Source organism: Acidovorax sp. YS12 (assembly GCA_021496925.1).
Lineage (GTDB): Bacteria > Pseudomonadota > Gammaproteobacteria > Burkholderiales > Burkholderiaceae_C > Paenacidovorax.
On sequence record CP053915.1, the window covers coordinates 1,406,111 to 1,426,386 of the forward strand.

The window sequence follows — 20,276 nt, forward strand, 5'->3', positions numbered from 1 at the left end:
CCGGTCGAGCAGGAGGTGGAGCTTGAGGAAACGCGCCACTACTTCTCCTATCGCGAAGACAAGGCGGGCGACGATGGGTTGTGCCGTTTCCGAAGCTGGTTCTCCGAGCAAAGCGGCGTTCCGGACGCCGTGGGACGAAGTGCATAAAGGCGGGTAAGAGCCCCAGGCATGGCGCATCGGCCTGCCCGGGCGTGGCAAGGCCATGCTCGCTCTTCTTCCTGCGGTTTTGCAGGTGCCGCCTGGCACGGGCTGGAGACCGCGCCAGGGCTTCTACGGTAGCTTGGGGAACGGCTGGTCGAAGGGCCCAGCCTTCATTGCGTACCACGAGCCGCCCCAGCCGCGCCGGTTCAGGATGCCCGCCACCGTGGAGGTATCCATCTCCACGCAGGCCGTCTGCTTGCGGTGCGAATTCGGTCCGCGCGCGCTCTCGCAGGCAGCGGCTTCGGCGTGGCAGTGCACGCCGAAGCGCTGCGAACCGTTCTGCATGCTTTCCTCCTGGTAGCAGAAAGCCCGGCCGGGCGGCGGAGTGACCTGGGCGGCGGGCGCCGCGGGCGCGTTTGCCGTCTGGCCGGCCGGCGCTGCGGGGAGCGGCGGGATCCAGACTTCGATCGTGCCCGGAGTGCCGCTGAGCTGCGGCGACAGTGAGCGGACGATCCAGGGACTGGGGCTGTCGGGTGGCGGCAGTTGGTAGGCGCAGTCCTCCGAGCCCCTGTCGTGGAAGATCACGGTGGGCTGGGACGGCGCCTGCGGTGCATTCCGGCCACGGCGGCGAGCGGTGTCCAGGACATCTTCCACCGGCGGGACGCTGGCTCCCAGGTCGCGCCAGGGCTCGCGCAGCAGCCGCACGCGGTCGCGCAACTCGGGGCCGAAGATCTGAATGTAGACGGTCTTGCCCTTGCAAGCGTTGGGGTCCGACGGAGGCTTGCTATCTGCCGGGGGCGCGGCGGGTGCCGGTGCGCCGCTGGCGGCTGGTGCGGGAGCGGGGCTGGCACTGGGCGGCGCGTCCGGGTCGGACGGGCCATCGGTGCCGGTGTTTGGCGATGGCGGCGGCGCAGAAACTTTTGCAGAGCGCAAGCCCAGCCATTCGAGGATATCCAGGAGGTTGAAGACCTTCAGCTGGGATTCGGCGGCTTCGCCTTCGGGGGGCGCCTCGGGGGGTTCAGGCGGCGGCGTCACGAGGCAGTTCTGCCGTGCGGGGTCGGTCTCGCTGAAGTCGCGCAGCCAGTAGCGCGGCCCGCAGTTGACCTGGGTCTGCTCGTGCAGGCAGGCGACCGAGCGGTCTTCGTCGAGCAGCACGTCGCACGAGGGGTGGCGCGGGGTGGCTTCGCGGCAACTGCGCTTGGTGCTGGTGAGGATCAGTTTCATCAATACCGAGCGGCGGAAGGCTTCGGTGTTGTCCAGCGTGCATGCCGCGTCGCCGATGCGCAGCAGCGCGGTCGCCATCTCGCCGAGCCGGGTGGAAGTCTTCTCGGTGTCCGCTGGCGCGGCCGTGGCGGCCGTGGCGGCCGTGGCGGCCGTGGCGGCCGCTGCGCCCGTTGCGGAAGCTGCGGGCTGTGCGGCCTGCGCCTGCGCTGGCACTGGCGCCGGCGCTGCTACGTCGGCCGCCAGCGCCTGGGTGGTCAGCAGCGCGTCGGGCATCAGCTTGCCGTAGAGGTCTGTCAGTTCCTTGAGCGCGGCCGGGTCCATCTTGCGGGCCTCTTCCCGCGCTTTCATCTGCTGGTCGACCGCCTGCCACGCGGTCGCGCCCAGCGTGGCGAGGGCGCCCAGGCTCACCGAGGCGGTGACGGCGCCGGTGGCGGCGATGCGCGAGGGCAGCCGCTTGGGCGCCGCCGCGACATGCGCCTCGCCGCTTTCGTCGCGCACGACCACGCTGCCGTCGTCGAATTCGAAGTGGTCGGCGGCGAAGCGCGGCAAGTCGTCCAGCATCTGGCGCTGCAGGTGCAGGCCCATCGTGTAGCCCAGGTGGAAGTAGCTCTCCCACTGGGCTTCACTGAAGAACTGGTCGGTGGTGGGCTCCTGCGGGAACAGCGGATGGTCCGCCTTGAAGTTCACCAGGTCCACGGGCACACCGGCGCACATGTTGGGTTTCACGACGACCATGTACCCCGCCTTGCCGCTGCGGTAGCCGATGCGCGCCAACGCCAGGCAGGCCTGGCTGTCGGCCGAGACGAGGTCGTTCAGGGAGCCGAAGATCGTTGGGGCGGCGTGTCCGGCGGCCGGTGGCGGTGCGCCGCCCGAGGGCGGCCGCGCGGCCTGGGCTTCGTGCTGCGGGAGGGTTGCTCCAGCCTGTCCGGCGGCTGCGCCGGCGGTGGCGGCTTCACGCTGCATCCGCGGCTTCAGGAAGGTAATTTCGGCCTGCAGGTCGATGCGGGCCTTGCGCACCAGGTTCTCCAGGTCGCCAAAGGCATAGCGCGGGTCGGCGCCGCAGTCGGCCACCACCACCAGCGCGCATTCCTCGCGCAGCAGCGCATAGGCCGCGGTGTTCTCGAAATGGCCACCGTCGCTGAGGTACCAGTCGGCGTACTCGGTGCCGTCGAAGCAGCCCCGCAGTTCGGCCTGCAGCTGCGCGTACTTGCCGACACGGCGCGGTACAGCGGCGTCCGCGTCGCGCGGCAGCGACTGCGTGTTCCACCAGTAGCCCAGGCGTATACCCGACATGGTGAGCAGCGAGGCAATGCCCGACTTGGTGCTGCTGCCCAGGCCCGGTGCCACGGCCGCGCCCGAGATTGCCATCCACGAGCCGAGCGTCAGGCTGTCCGGCCCCTGCACCGCGCGCCAACCACCGTCGCCCACGCGCACCCTGCCCTGCGGCCCGACGGTGATCGACAGGCCCTTGCGGTCCTGGTTGAACAGGCCGCCACGCCGGTCGCGGGTCTGGTTGACGCAGGCGTTGATCAGGTGCACTGGGCCGCCGCCGGCATGCGGCGCATACGCTTCCATCGCCACGTCGTCGTCCGCATGTACATCCTGCACCGCCACGCCGTCGGCGCTGGCGATTTCATGGCGCTGGCAGGCCGCGGTGGCGGCCTGCGGATGCCCGCCGAACCGCGCCACGTTGCCCGCCCCCAGGTAGGCGCGCACCAGGCGCGCCCGGTAGAAGGTGTAGAGCGAGGAGCGGTTGAGGAAGTCGCGGTTTCTGAAGGAGACGGCGATCATCAGCGCCACCGGCAGTGCGATCACGGCCAGCCAACTCCAGCCGAGCGAGAACTGCAGAACGCGCCGCGTGCCGTCGAACAGCGCCAGCGTGGTGCTGCGGTGCACGATGCTGACCCAGAACACCAGGAGCAGCAGCAGCACGGCCAGGCCGGCCAGGTTGATCAGGCCATTGAGGTTGATCCGCGTGCCAGGCGTCAGGCTGCGCGGCAGGTCGGCGATCTTGGGCAGCACCGCGCGAAGCGCCACCACGGTGAGCACGACTGCGGTGCCGACCGCGCCCTGGTGCTGGGCACTGGAGTTGGCCAGCAGCCAGGCCATCACGTCTACCAGGCCCAGCACGAGGATCACCAGCCCGCCCTTGAGGGCATGCGCCAGCCCGGAGGTGAGCCGGTTGCGCGATAGATCGGGCGATTCAGGGTACATGCACGCCAGGACCTGCGCGATGACCGATCCGATGACCCAGGCCAACAGCACGCCGCCAGCGGCCAGCACCAGCCAGCCCGGAAGCTGCAGCCCGTCGGTGCTTGCCCCGGCCGCTTGCTGCGCCAACCAGTAGGTCCTCAGTTTCCAGCATCCCAACAGGCACAGCGCGGCCGCGATCCAGCGCTGGAGCGACAGGCGCTCGCCGGCCTTGGACGGCAGGGCCCAGTAGGCCGCTGCCAGAGAGGCCGCGAACAGGGTCACCGGCAGCAGCAGGATCCAGAGGCTGGGCCATCGGGACACGGAGTCCAGCGTCTTCAGCGTCACCCAGCCGGGTTGCCAGCAAGCGTTGCGGCTGTACAGGCAGTCGGCCCACTGCCACAGGAACAGGTCAAATCCCACCAGCACCGTGCCCAGCAACAGGCATAGCAGCGCCAGTTCGATATGCACGCCCACGAGGTTGCGGCCGAAGTTGGCGGCGGCGAACAGCAGGTCCTTGCCGCCGCGGGGGATGAGGTAGCGGCCGTTGGCGCGCAGCCAGAACGCGAACCAGCGGGTGTCCGCGTCGGCCAGCGCGGCTTCGACCTCCTGCGCCGGTTGCCCGGTCCGGCCGGCGTCGTGGAACAGGCGGCCGACCGTGGCGCCGATGTAGCCGCCGCCCGAGACGGTCGAGAGCATGTCGAAGCGGTGGAATACCTGGTTCTTCGCCAGCGCCTTGAGCAGCCCGAAGCAGAACGTGGCGCTGCGGATGCCACCGCCCGACAGCGCCAGGCCCCAGGTGCCGGCGTCGGCTGCCGTGCGCTGGTCGCCGGCCAGCTGTTCCCGCCGGCGAGTCACCAGGGCCTTCAGGCCGGCATCCGGCGCCGCGTCGTGCAGGGGCTCGGCGGGACCGGGCTGGGGTTGCGATGGAACGTCGAACATGGCAGGCCTCCACAAGATCAGCTCAGTCGTGCACCGGGATTCTCGAGAGTGTTGAATGCCACCTCGCCGTCGAATTCGCCTTGCAGGCCTTGGACGCCTGTTTCATGTGCCCGGCCTCGGCGGCATCGCCAGAGATCGCGGTCCGACTGTTTTCTCTGCGGCTCGCGAGGAGCCACAGCGCCGGGCGCATGCCCTGCCCGGGCGGGGCAAGGTCTCCCGACGGGTCCGTGGAAGATGATCCCAGCCGCCAGGCCCGTGGCCTTGGCCTCGCAGGGCGCGGAAAGCCGGTCGGCAGGGGCGGCGAACCTGCGCGCCGGAAGCAGCATGGCAAATGCGCGCACCATTCGCGCGACAGGACGGATACAGCGTGGCATCACTCCCTCCACCCTCGTTGGAATGATCCATTATGTGGAACATCCCACTACGTGTCATTCTTTGCATGGAGCAAGGTATGTCCTCCGCCGAGCCCGGTGCAGGGCCACGAAGCCGTTGCGCCCACCAAGCCGGACCCGGCATGACGCCATGAACAACGAGAAACCTGAAGCATCCGCCATAGACGTCAGCAGCCTCCGGCCCGGCGGGCTGGACTTCATGCCGAACATCCACAAGCGCTACACGCTGTACTACGACGAGACGAATAACATCCGCCGCCTACCTGTTCCGAAACTTCGCGACCATGGCGCTGTGCGACCTGCTGCAGGATGCCGCGTGCGACACCACGCTCGACCTCCTGGTCGACAATGAGCCGGACGTGCTGCTGAACAGCTTCGACGCCATGTTCCTCCATCAGTTGGCCACCTTCACGAACGCGGTGCATGTGTTCGACGAAGAACCCCAGATCCGCGCATGCCTGGGGCGGCGGCGGATCCATTGCGACGGTGAAGCCATTACGTACCGCTTTGCCAATTCGCAGGACGAGCCAGCCATCCAGGTTTCGGACGTTCTGTGCGGCATCCTGGGCAAGCATTTCAGTTACATGGAAAAGCTCGGCATCGAGGAATTGGAAGCCTGGCGTGCGAACCTCTCAGACCAGCAGCGCCGCAACGCCAGCCCTGCTGGCCCAGCTGATCGACAAGGCCGACGGGGAATGCCAAGCGTTGATCTTCAACCAGGCGCCCAACGAATGAAAGGGACTTCCCCGTCCCAAGCGCAGCGCGCATTTGCGCAGAACGGCAACCAAGTGCCACGATGGGAAGTGCAATCTCTCATCAACACGCTTGTTTTATGGAAGGGGAAGTCCATGACCATCGTAACCGTAGGAATCGACCTGGCAAAGAACGTCTTCGCCGTTCACGGTGTGGATGCAGCAGGTAAGCCCGCGCTGGTGCGCCCCAGCGTGGCCCGAGACAAACTGCTGGAACTCATCGCCGCCTTGCCCCCGTGCCTCATCGGCATGGAAGCGTGCTCCGGCGCACACCACTGGGCCAGGGAATTCGACAAGCTCGGCCACACCGTGCGCCTGATGGCCCCCAAGTTCGTCGCCCCCTACCGCCTCTCGGGCAAACGAGGCAAGAACGATGCCGCCGACGCTGCGGCGATCTGCGAAGCTGTCACCCGGCCCCAAATGCGCTTCGTGCCCCTCAAGACCATTGAACAACAAGGCCAGTTGATGGTGCACCGCGCCCGCCAGGGCTTCGTGGAGCAGCGCACCGCCACCCTCAACCGCATCCGGGGCCTGCTGTCGGAACTGGGCATCGTGCTGCCCCTGAAGGCCGCCACCGTGCGGCGCGAAGCATTGGCCCACCTCGAAGACCTGCCCGGCTGGGCCAACACCGTCATCGGCGACCTGCTCAGTGAAGTCACCGGGCTGGATGAACGCATCGCCGAATACGACCGCCACATTGCCTTCATGGCCCGCCACAACACGCAGGCACGGCAGTTGATGCAACTGAGCGGCATAGGCCAGACCACCGCCATGGCCCTCATCAGCACCGTGGGCAACGGCCACGACTTCGCCTGCGGGCGCAGCTTCAGCGCCTGGCTGGGCCTGGTGCCCGGGCAATACAGCTCGGGCGGCAAACAGCGCCTGGGGCGCATCACCAAGGCAGGAGACGCCTACCTGCGCAGCCTGCTCGTGATGGGAGCGCGGGCCGTGCTGGCTGCCGCCATGAACCCCCGAGCGCCCAAGCAAGACAGCCTCAGCCGCTGGGCACGCAGCCTGGCCGAGCGCCGGGGCTACTGGCGCGCGGTGGTGGCGATAGCGGCCAAGAACGCACGCATGTGCTGGGCCGTGCTGCAAAGGGGGGAGAACTTCAAGATGCCCGCCTGAGCCGATCAGGCCAGGCAAGACAAACAACGCAAGCAAGACAAGCCCAACAGATCAGGAATCCGCCGCGTGAAGGCAGTCGTTGATGTGCAAAAGGTTGGACCTGCGCCGGGGAATGCTCGGTTAACTGGAGGGGAGCCATGGGAGAGATCCCAAGACCCGACTAACGAATGGAGCCCCCGGCGCGCGTCTTTCATCAGGGTTTGCTGCCGACACAGAAGGTAGCGCTAATGACCGTTTGTAGTCACGCCGTCCGCACCGTTTGCCAAGAAGCATCGACGCGCTGCACGCACAAGGCTGGGAACTGAGCTGAAACCGTTGAAGACCATGCCTGGGTCTATCGCTGCGCGATAAACCCAGGGAGAGGTATTGCTTGCGAATGTGGGGAAGCCCTTGTAGACAGCAAAGCCAAGAGCCTGTGGTTCCTGCATGGGATCGAGTACCCCGAGGACTACCGGGACTGTTGAGCAACGCGCCGGGCCCACTGCGAGGCAAGGACTGGCTGCCGCCCGGTCCCTTTGCTGCAGCCACTGAAGCGGCCAGCGACCCAGCCGGGATTCACCTCAGCATTCCTCTGGCAAATTATCTGTTGCCTTGTTCCGCCGCAACGCTACAGTGCGCGAAGACGCGCGCTCCTCCAGTGTTGCTCTTCCCCTAGCCTTGCGCGTTCCAACAACCTTCGGAGGCTTGCATGAAAGTCGTCAGTTTCTCCCTGGAAAATGGCAACCAGTACTTCGGCAGGATCGACGGACAGCGGTTCTTCATCGGCAGCCGGGTTTCCTACCTGGGCGGCAAGGGCATCCAGAATCTGAAGGGAGCCCCTGCACAGCGGTACGACCGGGAGGCGTTTCGGCCTGCCTATGGCTTCTGGGCGGATTTCATCCACCCGACGGCCTGGGCCGAGGGCGCGCTGTTCCACACCCTCAACACCTACGACAGGGCGCGCTTCACGTTCTCGTTCCTGCAGTTCGCGGCGCATGTCCCCAACGGCGACTTCGTCCGGTATCTGCGCGCACTGCTCGCGCTGCCCCTGGCCCAGGAATACTTTCCCGACCTCGCGCTGCACGGCGGCAGAGTCTGCAAGGTCACGGACAACGGCTTGGTGGCGCTCGAGTCCGATGCCTCCACCAGCGGGCTGATGGATTACCTGAACCCTTCGCTGGAGCAGGTGGAGGATACCGAGATCATCCAGGCGGCCAAGTTCATCCACTGGGCGCAGAACGATCCGCAGCACCGGGACGTGCAGCTCGACGTGGGCATCAGCCTCTTCAAGAGCCAGATGCTGGGCTATGCCAAGCAGTACAAACTCGACGGAGCAGACGACACGATCTGCCTGGTGGTGGCCGATATCCGCCACCAGGGCCGCGCCAAGAGCCCGGTCATCGTTTCGGCGCTGCAGCAGCCGAAGCCTCTCGACGCCCTGCTGAAGATCGGCGAGCTGGAATACCGGGAGCGGATCAGGACGCTGAAGGCGGAGATCAGCCGCCTCACGGCAGAGGGAACGCTGGGCGCGCGGCGGTACAGCGTGGAGCAGGCCGATTTCGTGTGAACTGCTCCCGGATCCACTTGCCATTTATTTTTGCTCACCGCTGGATGCCAGAACAGGAGGGATGGAATGCCAGGAAAAAAGCGCCTTGGAAGGCCCCGTTCGTTGTTGAGCGCCAGCATCCTCGCGCTGGCGTTCGCCCTGCCCGGCTGCACGATCAAACTGATCAGCAGCTACGACGAAACCACCGACAGGACCGTGACGGCGCTCCAGAAGAAGACCGAGGCGCACTTCATCGCCCTGGAGAATTCCGAGGGCCTGCCGGAGTGCAGATACGAGAAGCACAAGCCGTTCTACGACGAAGCGAAGGTGGAGGCAAGCGCCATCTCGGTGCGCGCTGCCGCGATCCCGAAGAACGACCCCACCACCCAGGAAACCGCCCTGCTCTCGAACAGCCTCGACAGCCTGGAGAAGCTCCACAGGATCGCGTGCCTGACCAATGATCAGATCAAGCCGCTGCGCATCCAGTTCAACTCGATCTTTACCGCGATCCTCAAGCTCGAACTCGCAAAGCGCCGCGGCGAATAGTACGACGCCCCTGCCCACCGCCCACCGCCCACTGGAGAGTGAAATGGCTCTAAGCGCATCCCAGCTCGGAAAAGACATCTTGGCCGCCTTCAAGGGCGTCTTCAAGAAGCAATGGCCCGACATCAAGGAGTACGGCGAAGCGGAGGCCAAGAAAATGGCCCAGGCCCTCCTCATGATCGAAGCCCTCACGGCTTCGGGCAAGATCAACGGGGAGCAGGCGGCGCTCCATCTGGATATCCAGAAGAACGCGAGCCGCGCCGTTCTTTTGACCATCGAAGGGCTGGGCATTCTCGCGGCCGAAGCGGCGATCAATGCGGCGCTCGACGCGGTCAAGGAATCGGTGAATACCGCCCTGGGATTCACACTGCTTTAGATCCAACGCGCCTGCCGGCAGAGGCGAGCAACGCAGCCTGGCGGCTCCGGCGAGAATGGGTGACCAGCTCCTTCCGGCGACCTCCCGGTATCGCGTCGCCTGGGCGCCTACCGAATGCGCTCCTGCGAAGCTTTGGGCAAACCCGTCTCGGGCCCCGCCTGCGCCGCCGTGGACGCAAGCGATCAGCGATCAACGGTTCACGAGGACTTTCCATGACCGAATCAACACGGGTTTTCCGCCGCTATACCGACCTGGCTTCGCTGCTGGACTTACTGCGCCGCAAGGCCATCACGCTGCTGCCGCCCGATACCTGGGACGACCGGAACGACCGGCTCATGATGCAGACCTATGCGGACTGCCGGAAGCTCGGGACGTTGCGGGCCCTGTGCCTGACGAGCCGCGGCGAGACCTACCACCACTGGAAGGTCTTCACCGACAGGAGCAACGGCGTCTGCATCCAGTTCCTGCGACAGGAATTCACCGAGGCCATGCGGGCCGCAGGAGTCAGGGTCAGAAAGGTCAAGTACCTGAAGCTGGACGAGCTCGACGGCGAGAGGCCACCCATCGCGCGGCTACCCTTCCTGAAGCGTTTCGGCTATGGCGATGAAGGCGAGTACCGGGCCGTCTATGAGAACGAGGCCGTCGAGGAGGGACCGAAGCGCGTCAAGGTCGACCTCGCCATCATCGAGCGGATCAGCCTGAACCCCTGGATGCCGAAGCCGGTCTTCGAGTCGGTGCGCGCCGCTATTCTGGACGCGTGCGGCGAGTTCGCGTGCCCGGTCATCAGCCACTCGTCGCTCATCGAGAGCCAAGGCTGGCGCGAGTTTGCCCGGCGCTACAAGGCAAAGTCCCATCGTGCCTGACGGACCTCACCGAACGCATGCCTCGCCGTCGCACGCCCCGCCCGGATCCGGAGCTCCGCGAACTCGGGCAGGACGAATGCGTCCACTACCGCGACCGCCTTCGGGAGGCTCGCTACACGGCGCTGGCGGATGCGGAAGGCTTTGGCGCCATCTGTTTCGCACTCGAGTCGCTCGGCCTGCGGCTGCTTGGCGAGCAAGCCGCGCTGGAACGCTACAAACCCCGCATCGCGGTACGCGCGCGGAAAGCCCCTGTCCTGACGGCGCTGGCCATGAGCTTCCCTTCGACGTTCAAGCCCTTCGACGCGCTCTTCCGGACGGTCCAGGCCGCGCGCAACGACGCCATGCACACCGGCGCCTACGCGCGCCATGCGACCGATGCCGCCATCGCGCTGTGCATCGGGCTGGAGGACGCGCTGATGGCTGATGTAGAAAGAACCGTGGGCAACCTGATGGTCGCGTCACCCGTGACCGTCATGCAGTGGCAACCCGTCGCCCATGCCCGGCAACTCATGCTGATGCACTCGTTTTCTTTCTTGCCGGTGCGTCTCGAGGGATCATGGTCCCTGATCTCGGAGCTCGGCCTGGCCAAGTACCTGGGCGCTGCAGGGACAAAGAGGGCTCGCCTGGGCGAGACCATTGAGCACGCCAGGGCCGCGGGCCTGGAACTGGTGCAACTGCGCGATGAGGATCTGCTGCGGGTGGACATGCCCGTGGACGAGGTGTTGCAGAGATCGCGGGTCCGCGACGGCCCGATGCTCTGGCTGGTGGTGGACAAGGAGCGCCCAGAACACCTCGCTGGCGTCTTGTCGCCGTTCGAGCTGATGTAGCGCTCGTGCAAAACCGACAAGGAGCGGTTCTTTGTCAGCCGCCGGGCGCCATCCCAGTGGCCGACGGCAACTGCCCGGTGGCCCAGTCATCGTCGATCATTGCCTCGGCCACGTTGCGCGGCAGCGGCTTCCAGTTCTGCGTGGAGTCCGGGATATCCTTCTTGAACCACCACGCCAGCACCGCGAGCGCCTTGTGCCGGTGCTTGAGCGTGAGGTCTTCTCCGTCCCAAGCCCAGAGCTCGTAGTGCCAATCCTTAGAGATGAGGACATGGCACGCCTTCGATGTCCCGAAACGCGGAACGGAAACGCGGATCTCGAATCCCCCGCGAACGGCGCGCGTCAGCAGCTCTTTCGCCGGGGCGGGCAAACGATAGTACGAGACCTTGGCCTTGAGCAGCCGCGCGTCGCCGCCTTTCCGGGCTATCAGCCAATTCTTCCCGGCCACCAGCCGGTGATTTCCGTTGCCAACCTGGCAGGCGCCCCCTACGCATTGGAGACGCAGCTCGCGCCTGCTGCCCGGTGCAGGAAACTCCTTGTCCCTCAGTTCCGACTCGAAATAGCCGAAGATCTCGCTGGGCCACCCGTCCCCCCTGATATTTGCGAGGGCCTGGGTCCAGCTATCGCCGGTCTTCCAGAAGTCTTTCCGGCCCAGCGCCACAACAGATCTGAGCGGCACGTCGATAAAGCACTCGCAATGGCTTGCGGCATCCGCCAGGTTGTACAAGCCGATCTCGCTGTCCAACCAGACGATTCGCGCCAGCTCAGGATGCCGGCAATCCTCAGCCGCTTCTTTGATGGTTTCTATTGGCGTCGCGGTCATTGTCTGCATTGGAGTGTGTTGGGCAGGCACCCTTCCCTGCGGATCGCATGTCCCCATGAAGAATCAGTGCCGGCGTCGGCGCGGCTCGTCCATGCCGTGCCGGCGTAGCCTTATGGGGAAACCACCATCGCCGATTTGCGACCCGGGCCGTCATGCCCGCGAGGCGCATCGATGCCCTGCCGCCGCCATGCCCGGTCACCGCAGGCGGGTGCATCCGCCCCGCAGCATGGGCCATCGGCGCGACTGCGGCGGGCGAGCCGCGTCCGCGCTCATCAGAAACTGTAGCGCGCACCCACGAAGAAGTGCCTTGCGGGGCCCGGCACGAAGCTCGGCGCGCTCAGCCCCGACGTGGCATCCTCGGCCGAGAGGCCACGCACCACGTAGGCGGTCTGGTAGGTCTTGTTGGTGATGTTGTGCAGGTCGAGGTACACCTCCCACTGCTTGGTGGGCCGCCACGTGACGTTGGCGCCGAGCAGCAGGAACTTGTCCTGCTTGAGGCCGCCGTTGTAGTGGTCGATGTGGGTGTCCTTGGGCTGCCAGCGGGCATTGAGGCTGAAGCCGAGCTTGTCGTTGACCTGGTAGCCGATTTCGCCCATGAGCAGATGCACGGGCACGCCCGCGATCTGCTTGCCGTCGTAGCGGCCGCCCTTGAAGCGGAAGTGGCTGTAGTTGTACACGCCGCGGAAGCTGACCGAATCGGTGCGGGTGAAGACGCCGCGCGGGGTGCGGGCGTTCAGGCCCAGCTCGATGCCCTGGTGGACGGTGTCATGGTCGTAGTTGACGGTGGTGCCGTCGATGGCGAAGTTCTGCACTTCGGCGATCAGCTCGTTCTTGACGCGCGAGTAGAAGTAGGTGGCTTCCCAGGCGATGGGGCCGGTGCGCTGCGAGGTGCCGATCTCGAACGTGGTGGCCTCCTGCATCTTGAGCGGCTTGGTCATCAGGTACAGGCTGTTGGGCGATGCGGGCACGCTGCCGGGGCCGAGGTCCACGAGCTGCCAGAAGGTGGGTGCCTCGGAGCTGCGGCTGATGTTGGCGTAGTAGCGCTGGTGCTCGGCGGGCTTCCAGATCAGGCCGACCTTGGGGTTGAAGGCCTTGTAGTCGAGGTCGCTGTCGAGCAGGCCGGGCGCGCGCAGGTCGGCGACCTTGCGGCGGTTGTAGACGTACTGCCCGGCGGCGAGCGCCTGCAGGGTGTCGGACAGGTCATGGATGACCTGGCCGCCCGCGACGACGTTGGTGGCGTCGAGGTCCACGCTGCCGAAGGTGCGCACGAGGCTGCCGTCGTCGGGGTGCACCATCCAGTAGTCGCGCGGCATGGTGCCGGTGTTGGCCGATACGAAGCCTTCCAGCCGGGTCTTGCGGCCGTTGGCGCGCGTGAGGGTGTGGTCGATGGATGCGTCGAGCCCGTAGTTGCGGGCCTTGGTGTTGGCCTGCCAGGCGGGGCCTTTGAGCTTGTCATCGACGTGCTCGGCGTAGAAGCCGAGGGAGCCGTTGGTGGCGTCGCCGTACCAGTTGGTCTTGTTGGCGATGCGCACCTGCTCGGTGTCGCGCATGGGCTTGCGCACGCGCACGTTCAGGAAGTCCTCGATGGAGCGGTTGTTGGGGTCGGCGTAGTCGCCGATGACCGAGCGCGGGTCGGACAGCGCGCGTTCCTTGGTGAGCAGGAACGGCACGTCGAAGTGGTTGTCGGTGTAGTTGACGTAGGTGCGGTTGGCCCAGGTGCCCCGGTCGATGCCGATGTTGAGCCCGAGGTTGCTGCGCTCGCCGCCGCTGTGGCTGCGCCAGCCGTCCGATTCCTGGCGGCTGGCGCGCAGGTAGATGTCCCATTCCTTGTTCTCGCCGAACTGGCGGCCCAGCGCAGCCGCCGCCTTGCGGGCGCCCCAGGAGCCAGCCTCGACGTTGATGGAAGAGAGGCTGTTGCGGCCGTTGCGCTGGCTGAAGTCGATGGCGCCGCCCAGGGTGGTGCCGCCGTAGCGCAGGGCATTGGAGCCGCGGTAGACGCTGATGTACTGCGCCTGCTCGGGGTCGAACAGGCCCATGATGAAGGAGCCGTCGGCCTGGTTCAGGGGCAGGCCGTCCTGCAGCACCTGGATGCCGCGCGAGACGGGGTTGTCCTGGATGCCGGAGCCGCGGATGTTCAGGCGCGGCTGGTCGTTGCCGCCGAAGAATTCCTGGATGATGATGCCAGGCTCGAAGTCGAGCACCTTGGCCACGGTGGATTGGCTGCCGGTGTGCTGGTCCAGGTCGATGAGGTTGGTGCCGCCGGGCACCTGCTGCAAGGTCTGCTGCAGTTCCCCTTTCTGGATCGCGGCGGCGCCGCCCGATTCCTTGATGGTGACGGAAGGAAGGGTGGCCTGGGCTTCGGGCTTCTGCTGAGCGTGTGCGTATCCGCCAGCCAGCAGGCCCGCCACGATGGCTGCGGCCAGGGGCCGCATACGCAATTGGGTCATGGTGTTTGAGTGCTGTTGCTTGGATGAAGTAATGCCCTGCGGCCTGGAAACCGTGGTTTCCCGATCGCAAGGCAACTGACACGCATTCTCAATCCGCTTTGCAACGCTACCCAATGACAATTGTCATGGGGTCAATTGCGCCCGCTGTGCGAAGATTTTTTGCGGAATCGTGCACATAAAATGTTAAATGATTATTATTACCATTTCGAATGTAGGCGCACGTACCAGTCTGCCCAGGCGGCCATCCCCCGCCCGCGCATGACGATGCGGCCACGCTCCGACAGGCAATGACGCCGGTCGTTCGCAGCGTGAGCACCGAAGAAACCCGCTTTTAGGCTATTGAAAGTGTTGCCCACACACTCTCCTTTTTCGTCCGTATCCGCCCGCCGTGACGTGCTCGCCACCCTGGCGGCCCTGGCGCTGCCTTCCTGGGCAGCCGCCGGCGCCGAACCGCTCGCGAGCGCTCCCGTGCGCGAGCGGCTGGTACTTTCCGGGCCGCCCGCGGCGGTGTCGTTTCCGCTGATGCACATGGTGGAGAGCGGCGCGCTGGCCGGCGTGGCCCGCCACGTGGAGTTCCAGCCCTGGTCGAACCCGGATCAGCTCCGTGCGCTGGCGATGGATGCCAAGGCGGATTTCATGGCGATGCCGACCAACGTGGCGGCCAATCTCTACAACCGGGGCGTGCCGCTGCGGCTGGTGAACGTGTCGGTGTGGGGTTTGCTGTGGATGGTGTCGCGCAATCCCGATTTGAAGACGCTGGCGGATTTCAAGGGCGAGGAAGTGGCGGTGCCGTTCCGGGCCGATATGCCGGACATCGTTTTCACGTTCCTGGCCGAGCGTTCGGGGCTGGACCCGCGCCGGGACTTCACGGTGCGCTACATGCCTTCGCCGCTGGATGCGATGCAGTCGCTGGTGAAGCGGCAGGTGAACCATGCGCTGCTGGCCGAGCCCGCGGTGTCGATGGCGCTGCGCAAGACGCGCTCGTTTCCGATGTCGATGGTGGCGCCCGATCTGTACCGCAGCGTGAACCTGCAAGCCGAGTGGGGGCGCCTGATGAAGACCGAGGCGCGCATGCCCCAGGCCGGCATGGTGGTGGTGGGCGATGCCCGCAAGGATGACGCGCTGGTGGCCCGCCTGGAGGCGGCCTACGCGGCCTCGTACCGCTGGTGCCTCGATCATCCGCAGGAGTGCGGCACGCTGGTGGCCAAGTACGTCAACATGCTGACGCCGGAAGCGGTGGCCGATTCGATCGCCGTGCTGCCGCGGCACTATGCGACGGCGGCGGATGTCCGCGCGGAGCTGGAGACGTTCCTGGGCCTGCTGCTGGAACGCTCGCCCGCCACGGTGGGCAACAAGCTGCCGGACGCGGCGTTCTACGGACTGACGCCATGATCCCGCTGCTGTGGCTGCGCGGCGCCTTGGCGTCGGTGCTGGGCTATTTGTGGAGCGGCTGGGGGGCGATCACCAGCATCTTGCTGTTCCTCGCGGTGTGGGAGTTCGGCGGCAAGGTGTACGGCGACCTGGTGCTGCCCGGCCCCATGGCGACGTTCAGCCAGCTCAAGTTCATGGTGGGCTCGGGGCTGGCGGCGCCGGAGCTGGTGATTTCGGCGCGGCGCGCGCTGTACGGGCTGGGCCTGGCGCTGGCCGTGGGCACGGCGCTGGGCGTGATGGCCGGGCGCTCGATGACGGCGGCGATGGCGTCGCGCCCGCTGGTGACGCTGCTGCTGGGCATGCCCCCGATTGCCTGGCTGGTGCTGGCCATGCTGTGGTTCGGCATGAGCGATGCGACGACGGTGTTCACGGTGTTCGTGGCGTGCTTTCCGCTCGTTTTCGCCGGGGCGATGCAGGGCGCGCGCACGGTGGACAACAAGCTGCGCGACGTGGCGCGCAACTTCCGCCTGCCGGGCTGGATGATGGTGACGGACGTGTACCTGCCGCACGTCATGTCCTACCTGTTCCCTTCCTGGATCACCGCGCTGGGCACGTCGTGGAAGGTGGTGGTGATGGCCGAGCTGCTGACCACGGTCGATGGCGTGGGCGCGGCGCTCGCGGTGTCGCGCGCGCAACTGGATACGGCCACGTCGCTGGGCTGGATCGTGGCGGTGCTGGGGCTGCTGCTGGCGCTGGAGTACCTGTTTCTTGAACCCGTCAAGCGCCGCGTGGAACGCTGGCGCACGGAGTCCGCACGGTGAGCGAGCTGCATATCCGCCATCTGTACCACCGCTATGGGCTGACCGAGGTGCTGAGCGACGTGGGGCTCGATCTTTACGCGGGCGAGACGCTGGCGCTGGTGGGGCCGTCGGGCTGCGGCAAGAGCACGCTGCTGCACATCGTGGCGGATCTGCTCACGCCCTCGGAGATCGTGATGAAGTCCACGTTCCGGGGCGCGTCGTGCGTGTTCCAGGAACCCCGGCTGATGCCGTGGAAGACCGCGCTGGACAACATCGCGCTGGGCCTCAAGGCCCTGCGGGTGCCCAACCCCGCGCGGCGCAGGCAGGCGGCCGAGCTGGGCCAGCGCATGGGCCTGAGCGTGGACGACCTCGCGAAATACCCGCACGAGCTGTCGGGCGGCATGCAAAGCCGCGTGTCGCTGGCGCGCGCGCTGGCGCCCCACCCCGACCTGTTGCTGCTGGATGAGCCGTTCTCGGCGCTGGACGTGGGCCTGAAGGCCGAGCTGTACCGCCTGCTGCTGGAGCAGGTCAGGCGCTACCGCACGGCGGTGCTGATGATCACCCATGACCTGATGGAAGCGGTGCGGCTGGCCGACCGCATCCTGATGATGGTGCCGGAGCCGGGCCGCGTGGTGCGCGAGTTCGCGCTGGAGACGCCCCAGGCCGAGCGCGACGGCACCTGGGTCTACCAGACCACCGCCGAGCTGATGATGCTGGACGAAGTGCGCATCGGGTTCGGGCTGGCCAAGGGCGCCATCGTGCTGCCCGACAGCCACGAGCACGCGCGCCATGCGGGGTGCGCGGTTTGAGTGCCGCCCTGCCCCGCCTGCGGGCCATGCTGCGCGCAGCCGTGCACGGCCATGGGCCGCTGTACATGTGCGGCTTCCGCCCGTTCTTCGTGCTGACGGCGGCGAGCGCCGCCATCCTGATGGTGCTGTGGCTGCTGATGCTGTATGGCCTGCTGCCGGCCACGATGCCGGGCGGGAGCCTGCCGTGGCATGGGCATGAACTGATCTTTGGCTTCGTGGCCGCGTCGATCGCCGGCTTTGCGCTGACAGCCATCCCCGAGTTCACGCAGACGACGCCGATCGGACGCCCCGCGCTGGCGCGGCTGGCGCTGCTGTGGCTCGCGGCGCGGCTGGCCTATGCGCTGGCGGGCTGCTGGCCGCAGTGGCTGGGCCTGTGGCCCGCGGCGCTGCTGAACCTGGCGCTGTGGGTGTGGCTGCTGGTGGAGCTGACGCCCGCTGTGTGGCAGGACCCGCTGCGCCGCCATGTGAGCTTTGCCTGGGCGCTGGGCCTGCTGGCGCTGCTGGAAATGGGCTTCTTCGCGGCGCTGGCGCTGGAGCGCGATGCGATTGCCTGGCTGCGGCTGGCCGTGGGCGCGGTGATGGTACTGATCGTGATCGCCGCCAGCCGCGTGTCGATGGCGGTGGTCAACGGCGTGATCGAGCAGGGGCGCCCCGGCGAGCCCGATCCTGGCGACGTGGGCTATCTGGCACGCCCGCCGCGGCGCAATCTGGCGACCTTCTGTATCGGCGTGTGCAGCGCCACGGAGTTCGCGCTGGGCCACGACTACGTGACCGGCTGGACGGCGCTGGCAACCGCTACCGCGATGCTGAACCTGCTGAACGACTGGCACGTGGGACGGCCGCTGTTCAAGCGCTGGGCGCTGATGATGTATGCGTTCTACTGGCTCATCGCGCTGGGCTACGCGCTGATGGGCGCGGCCTGGCTCGGCGCCCCGATCACGGCCTCCACCGGGCGGCACGTGCTGATGGCGGGCGCGATGGGCTTGAGCATTTTCACGATCATGGCGCTGGTGGGGCGCATCCATGCCGGGCGCTGGCTGGACCGCCGCCCGTGGCTGCCCGCGACCGCCGCGACCCTGGTGCTGGCGGTGCTGCTGCGCACCGTGGCGGGCACGGAAGCGGCTGCGCCGTGGGTGCTGGCCGTCTCGGGCCTGCTGTGGGCCGCGTGCTTCGCCGTCTATCTGGCGATGACGTGGCCGGTGCTGACGGGGCCGCGCATCGACGGGCTGGAAGGCTGCGCCGAGCCCTTGGAGCGCACGGACGAACATAGTGGCGGGGTCAAGGCATGCTGAGGCCGCGCCGCTGGCTCGGAAGCTGGATGGCCGCGGCGGCGCTGGCGCTGCCCGTGCCGGGCCACGCCGGTGACGTGTACGGCTACGTGGACGACGACGGGGTGACCCACCTGTCCGCCGAGCCGCTGGACGGCCGCTACCTGGTGTTCTTCCGGGCGCAGGATCTGCTGGACTCGGTTCGGGAACGTACCCTGGGCGTGACGCTGGCCACGGGCATCCCGCCGAGGCCGCACCCCGCCGCACCACGGGACGGCCCCTGGCGCGACGCGGTGCAGGAAGCGGCGCGCGCGCATGCGCTCGACCCGGAGCTGCTGCACGCGCTGATCGCCACGGAATCCGCCTTCGATGCCGGCGCGGTGTCGCCCAAGGGCGCGCGCGGGCTGATGCAGCTCATGCCAGCCACCGCGCAGCGCTACGGTGTGCGGACCGACGACCGGCTGTCCCTGGAAGCGAAGCTGCACGATCCGCGCGTCAACATCGCAGCGGGCTCGCACTACCTGGCGGACTTGATACGCATGTTCGGTGGCAGCCTGGAACTGGCGCTGGCGGCCTACAACGCCGGCGAGGGCGCGGTGCGGCGCGCGGGCAACCGCATTCCGGGCTACCCGGAAACGCAGAACTACGTGAAGACGGTGATGCGGCTGTATGCGCAGCGCAAGCCGCCGCAACAGCAACAGCCTGAAAGAAAAAACGGAGCGGCCCTGCCGCCCTGGTGATCCGGTGAACGCGCAGCCGGTCGCCCGAGGGGCGCGTCAGACCGGCGGGATTAGCGGTGTGTGCCCAAGGCCTCCCATGCCATCAACTACCGCAGATCGTGGGCGTACCTCCTTCGCAGTGCGATCCGGTTCCCTGGCGCCGATCACCGGGGGCTTCTTTGCGAGCCAAATTGGCCTCCAGCGCTTACCAGTCAAGCGCTAACAGCTATTATTTGGGGAGCACCCGCCCGGCGTTGCGCCGGGCGGGTAGAAGCTTACCCAGCGGGCTTGAGCGCCATGCGGCCCAGCGTGACGCTGGCGTAGTTGCAGCAGTCGAACAGGCTGCTGCCCAGGCGCCGGGTGGGCTTGGCGCGCTCGAATTCAGGATCGGGCGCCGGCAGGTCGACGGCCTTGCACAGGCCCGGGATGTCCAGCAAGGTCACGTTCATCTGCTGCGCGTTGTATTCCTTCTGCACCACGTTCTCGCCGATCAGCCCGGCCCGCCGGAAGTTGCTCATCTGGCGCGAGAGGGTTTCGGGGGTGATGTTGAGCTGGCGCGACAGCACGGCCTGGCTCGCGGGCAGCACCAGCCAGGCCGTGCCTTGCTGGATGTAGACGTCCATCAGGTACAGCACCAGGCGCTGCGCGGCGTTGCCCACGGTCAGCAGGTCGATGCGGTTGAGCGACTGCGAGATGCGCACCGCCATACCTTCGAGCATCGCGAGCCCGAAGTCCGGCGACCCCCTGCACAACCGCAGCAGGCTGGCGCGCGGGAAGCGGTAGAGCACGGAGTTGCTGACCGCCATCGCCGACAGCGGGTATTCGGGCGGGTCGAGGAACATGGCCGTCTCGACCAGAAGGTCGCCGTCCTCCATCGTGCGGAAGATCTTGCGGTCGCCGGAGTAGCTGGGCCGGTAGAGATTGATGGAGCCCGTCGTGACCAGATAGAAGTGCGCCGCGGGCTCGCCCATGAAGAACAGGTGCTTCCTGGCCTTGAGCTGCATGAGTTCGGCGTCCGCCGCGAGCGAGCGCAGCGTCTCGGGGCCCGCCTTGGCGAAGACGGGCGATTGCGCGAGCATGTCCAACACGGCCGCAGTTTTCATGGAAGTACCCCTATCGTCTGAGCTTCGTGGGTGCCTTTC

Annotated in this window: 16 protein-coding genes; 11 read left to right on the top strand and 5 right to left on the bottom strand. The window is 66.9% G+C overall.

The genetic code is table 11. The annotated features are described in order from the left end of the window. Nucleotides 1-270: 270 nt before the first annotated feature. Both YS110_06340 and YS110_06345 read right to left on the bottom strand, forming a co-directional pair. Nucleotides 271-4,497 carry a patatin-like phospholipase family protein gene (locus YS110_06340; GenBank protein UJB64391.1) on the bottom strand — a complete coding sequence of 1,409 codons (4,227 nt, stop codon included), beginning with the start codon at nt 4,495-4,497 and terminating at the stop codon, nt 271-273. A gap of 589 nt (nt 4,498-5,086) precedes the next feature. Then, nucleotides 5,087-5,464, bottom strand: coding sequence for a hypothetical protein (locus tag YS110_06345; GenBank protein ID UJB64392.1), 378 nt, complete (start codon nt 5,462-5,464; stop codon nt 5,087-5,089). 273 nt (nt 5,465-5,737) lie between these two features. On the opposite strand from YS110_06345, the gene YS110_06350 reads away from it, so the two are divergent. The 6 genes from YS110_06350 to YS110_06375 all read left to right on the top strand — a co-directional run bounded on the left by YS110_06350 (nt 5,738) and on the right by YS110_06375 (nt 10,900). Continuing rightward, on the top strand, nt 5,738-6,766 hold the full coding sequence (locus tag YS110_06350; GenBank protein UJB64393.1) for an IS110 family transposase: 1,029 nt from the start codon (nt 5,738-5,740) through the stop codon (nt 6,764-6,766). A gap of 688 nt (nt 6,767-7,454) precedes the next feature. Beyond that, on the top strand, nt 7,455-8,312 hold the full coding sequence (locus YS110_06355; GenBank protein UJB64394.1) for a hypothetical protein: 858 nt from the start codon (nt 7,455-7,457) through the stop codon (nt 8,310-8,312). Nucleotides 8,313-8,417: 105 nt separating this feature from the next. Next, the gene (locus YS110_06360) at nt 8,418-8,837 is read left to right on the top strand and encodes a hypothetical protein (GenBank protein ID UJB64395.1); all 420 of its coding nucleotides are present in this window, start codon (nt 8,418-8,420) and stop codon (nt 8,835-8,837) included. Nucleotides 8,838-8,880: 43 nt separating this feature from the next. Then, nucleotides 8,881-9,210 (top strand): hypothetical protein, encoded by a 330-nt coding sequence (locus YS110_06365; protein UJB64396.1) that lies wholly within the window; start codon nt 8,881-8,883, stop codon nt 9,208-9,210. Between the two features lie 212 nt (nt 9,211-9,422). Next, the gene (locus YS110_06370) at nt 9,423-10,073 is read left to right on the top strand and encodes a DUF2971 domain-containing protein (protein UJB64397.1); all 651 of its coding nucleotides are present in this window, start codon (nt 9,423-9,425) and stop codon (nt 10,071-10,073) included. 17 nt (nt 10,074-10,090) lie between these two features. Next, on the top strand, nt 10,091-10,900 hold the full coding sequence (locus YS110_06375) for a hypothetical protein (protein ID UJB64398.1): 810 nt from the start codon (nt 10,091-10,093) through the stop codon (nt 10,898-10,900). Between the two features lie 34 nt (nt 10,901-10,934). On the opposite strand, the gene YS110_06380 is transcribed toward YS110_06375, so the two are convergent. Both YS110_06380 and YS110_06385 read right to left on the bottom strand, forming a co-directional pair. Beyond that, on the bottom strand, nt 10,935-11,720 hold the full coding sequence (locus YS110_06380) for a hypothetical protein (GenBank protein ID UJB64399.1): 786 nt from the start codon (nt 11,718-11,720) through the stop codon (nt 10,935-10,937). 272 nt (nt 11,721-11,992) lie between these two features. Then, entirely contained in the window at nt 11,993-14,167 is a 2,175-nt protein-coding gene (locus YS110_06385; protein ID UJB64400.1) for a TonB-dependent receptor, read from the bottom strand. A gap of 468 nt (nt 14,168-14,635) precedes the next feature. Here YS110_06385 and YS110_06390 point away from each other — a divergent pair, with 468 nt between their 5' ends. The 5 genes from YS110_06390 to YS110_06410 are packed head-to-tail and all read left to right on the top strand — an operon-like array spanning nt 14,636 to nt 19,155. Further along, entirely contained in the window at nt 14,636-15,559 is a 924-nt protein-coding gene (locus YS110_06390; protein ID UJB67372.1) for an ABC transporter substrate-binding protein, read from the top strand. Nucleotides 15,560-15,564: 5 nt separating this feature from the next. Beyond that, nucleotides 15,565-16,359 carry an ABC transporter permease subunit gene (locus tag YS110_06395; GenBank protein UJB67373.1) on the top strand — a complete coding sequence of 265 codons (795 nt, stop codon included), beginning with the start codon at nt 15,565-15,567 and terminating at the stop codon, nt 16,357-16,359. Next, complete coding sequence (locus tag YS110_06400) at nt 16,356-17,147, top strand: ATP-binding cassette domain-containing protein (GenBank protein ID UJB64401.1); 792 nt, start codon at nt 16,356-16,358, stop codon at nt 17,145-17,147. Before YS110_06395 ends, YS110_06400 begins: the two co-directional genes overlap by 4 nt. Nucleotides 17,148-17,173: 26 nt before the next feature. Further along, nucleotides 17,174-18,439, top strand: coding sequence for an NnrS family protein (locus YS110_06405; GenBank protein ID UJB64402.1), 1,266 nt, complete (start codon nt 17,174-17,176; stop codon nt 18,437-18,439). After that, on the top strand, nt 18,433-19,155 hold the full coding sequence (locus YS110_06410) for a lytic transglycosylase domain-containing protein (GenBank protein ID UJB64403.1): 723 nt from the start codon (nt 18,433-18,435) through the stop codon (nt 19,153-19,155). The genes YS110_06405 and YS110_06410 overlap by 7 nt, the downstream gene beginning before the upstream one ends. Before the next feature lie 254 nt (nt 19,156-19,409). Here the strand turns inward: YS110_06410 and YS110_06415 are convergent, their stop codons facing one another. After that, entirely contained in the window at nt 19,410-20,237 is an 828-nt protein-coding gene (locus tag YS110_06415; GenBank protein ID UJB64404.1) for a Crp/Fnr family transcriptional regulator, read from the bottom strand. Nucleotides 20,238-20,276: the final 39 nt, after the last annotated feature.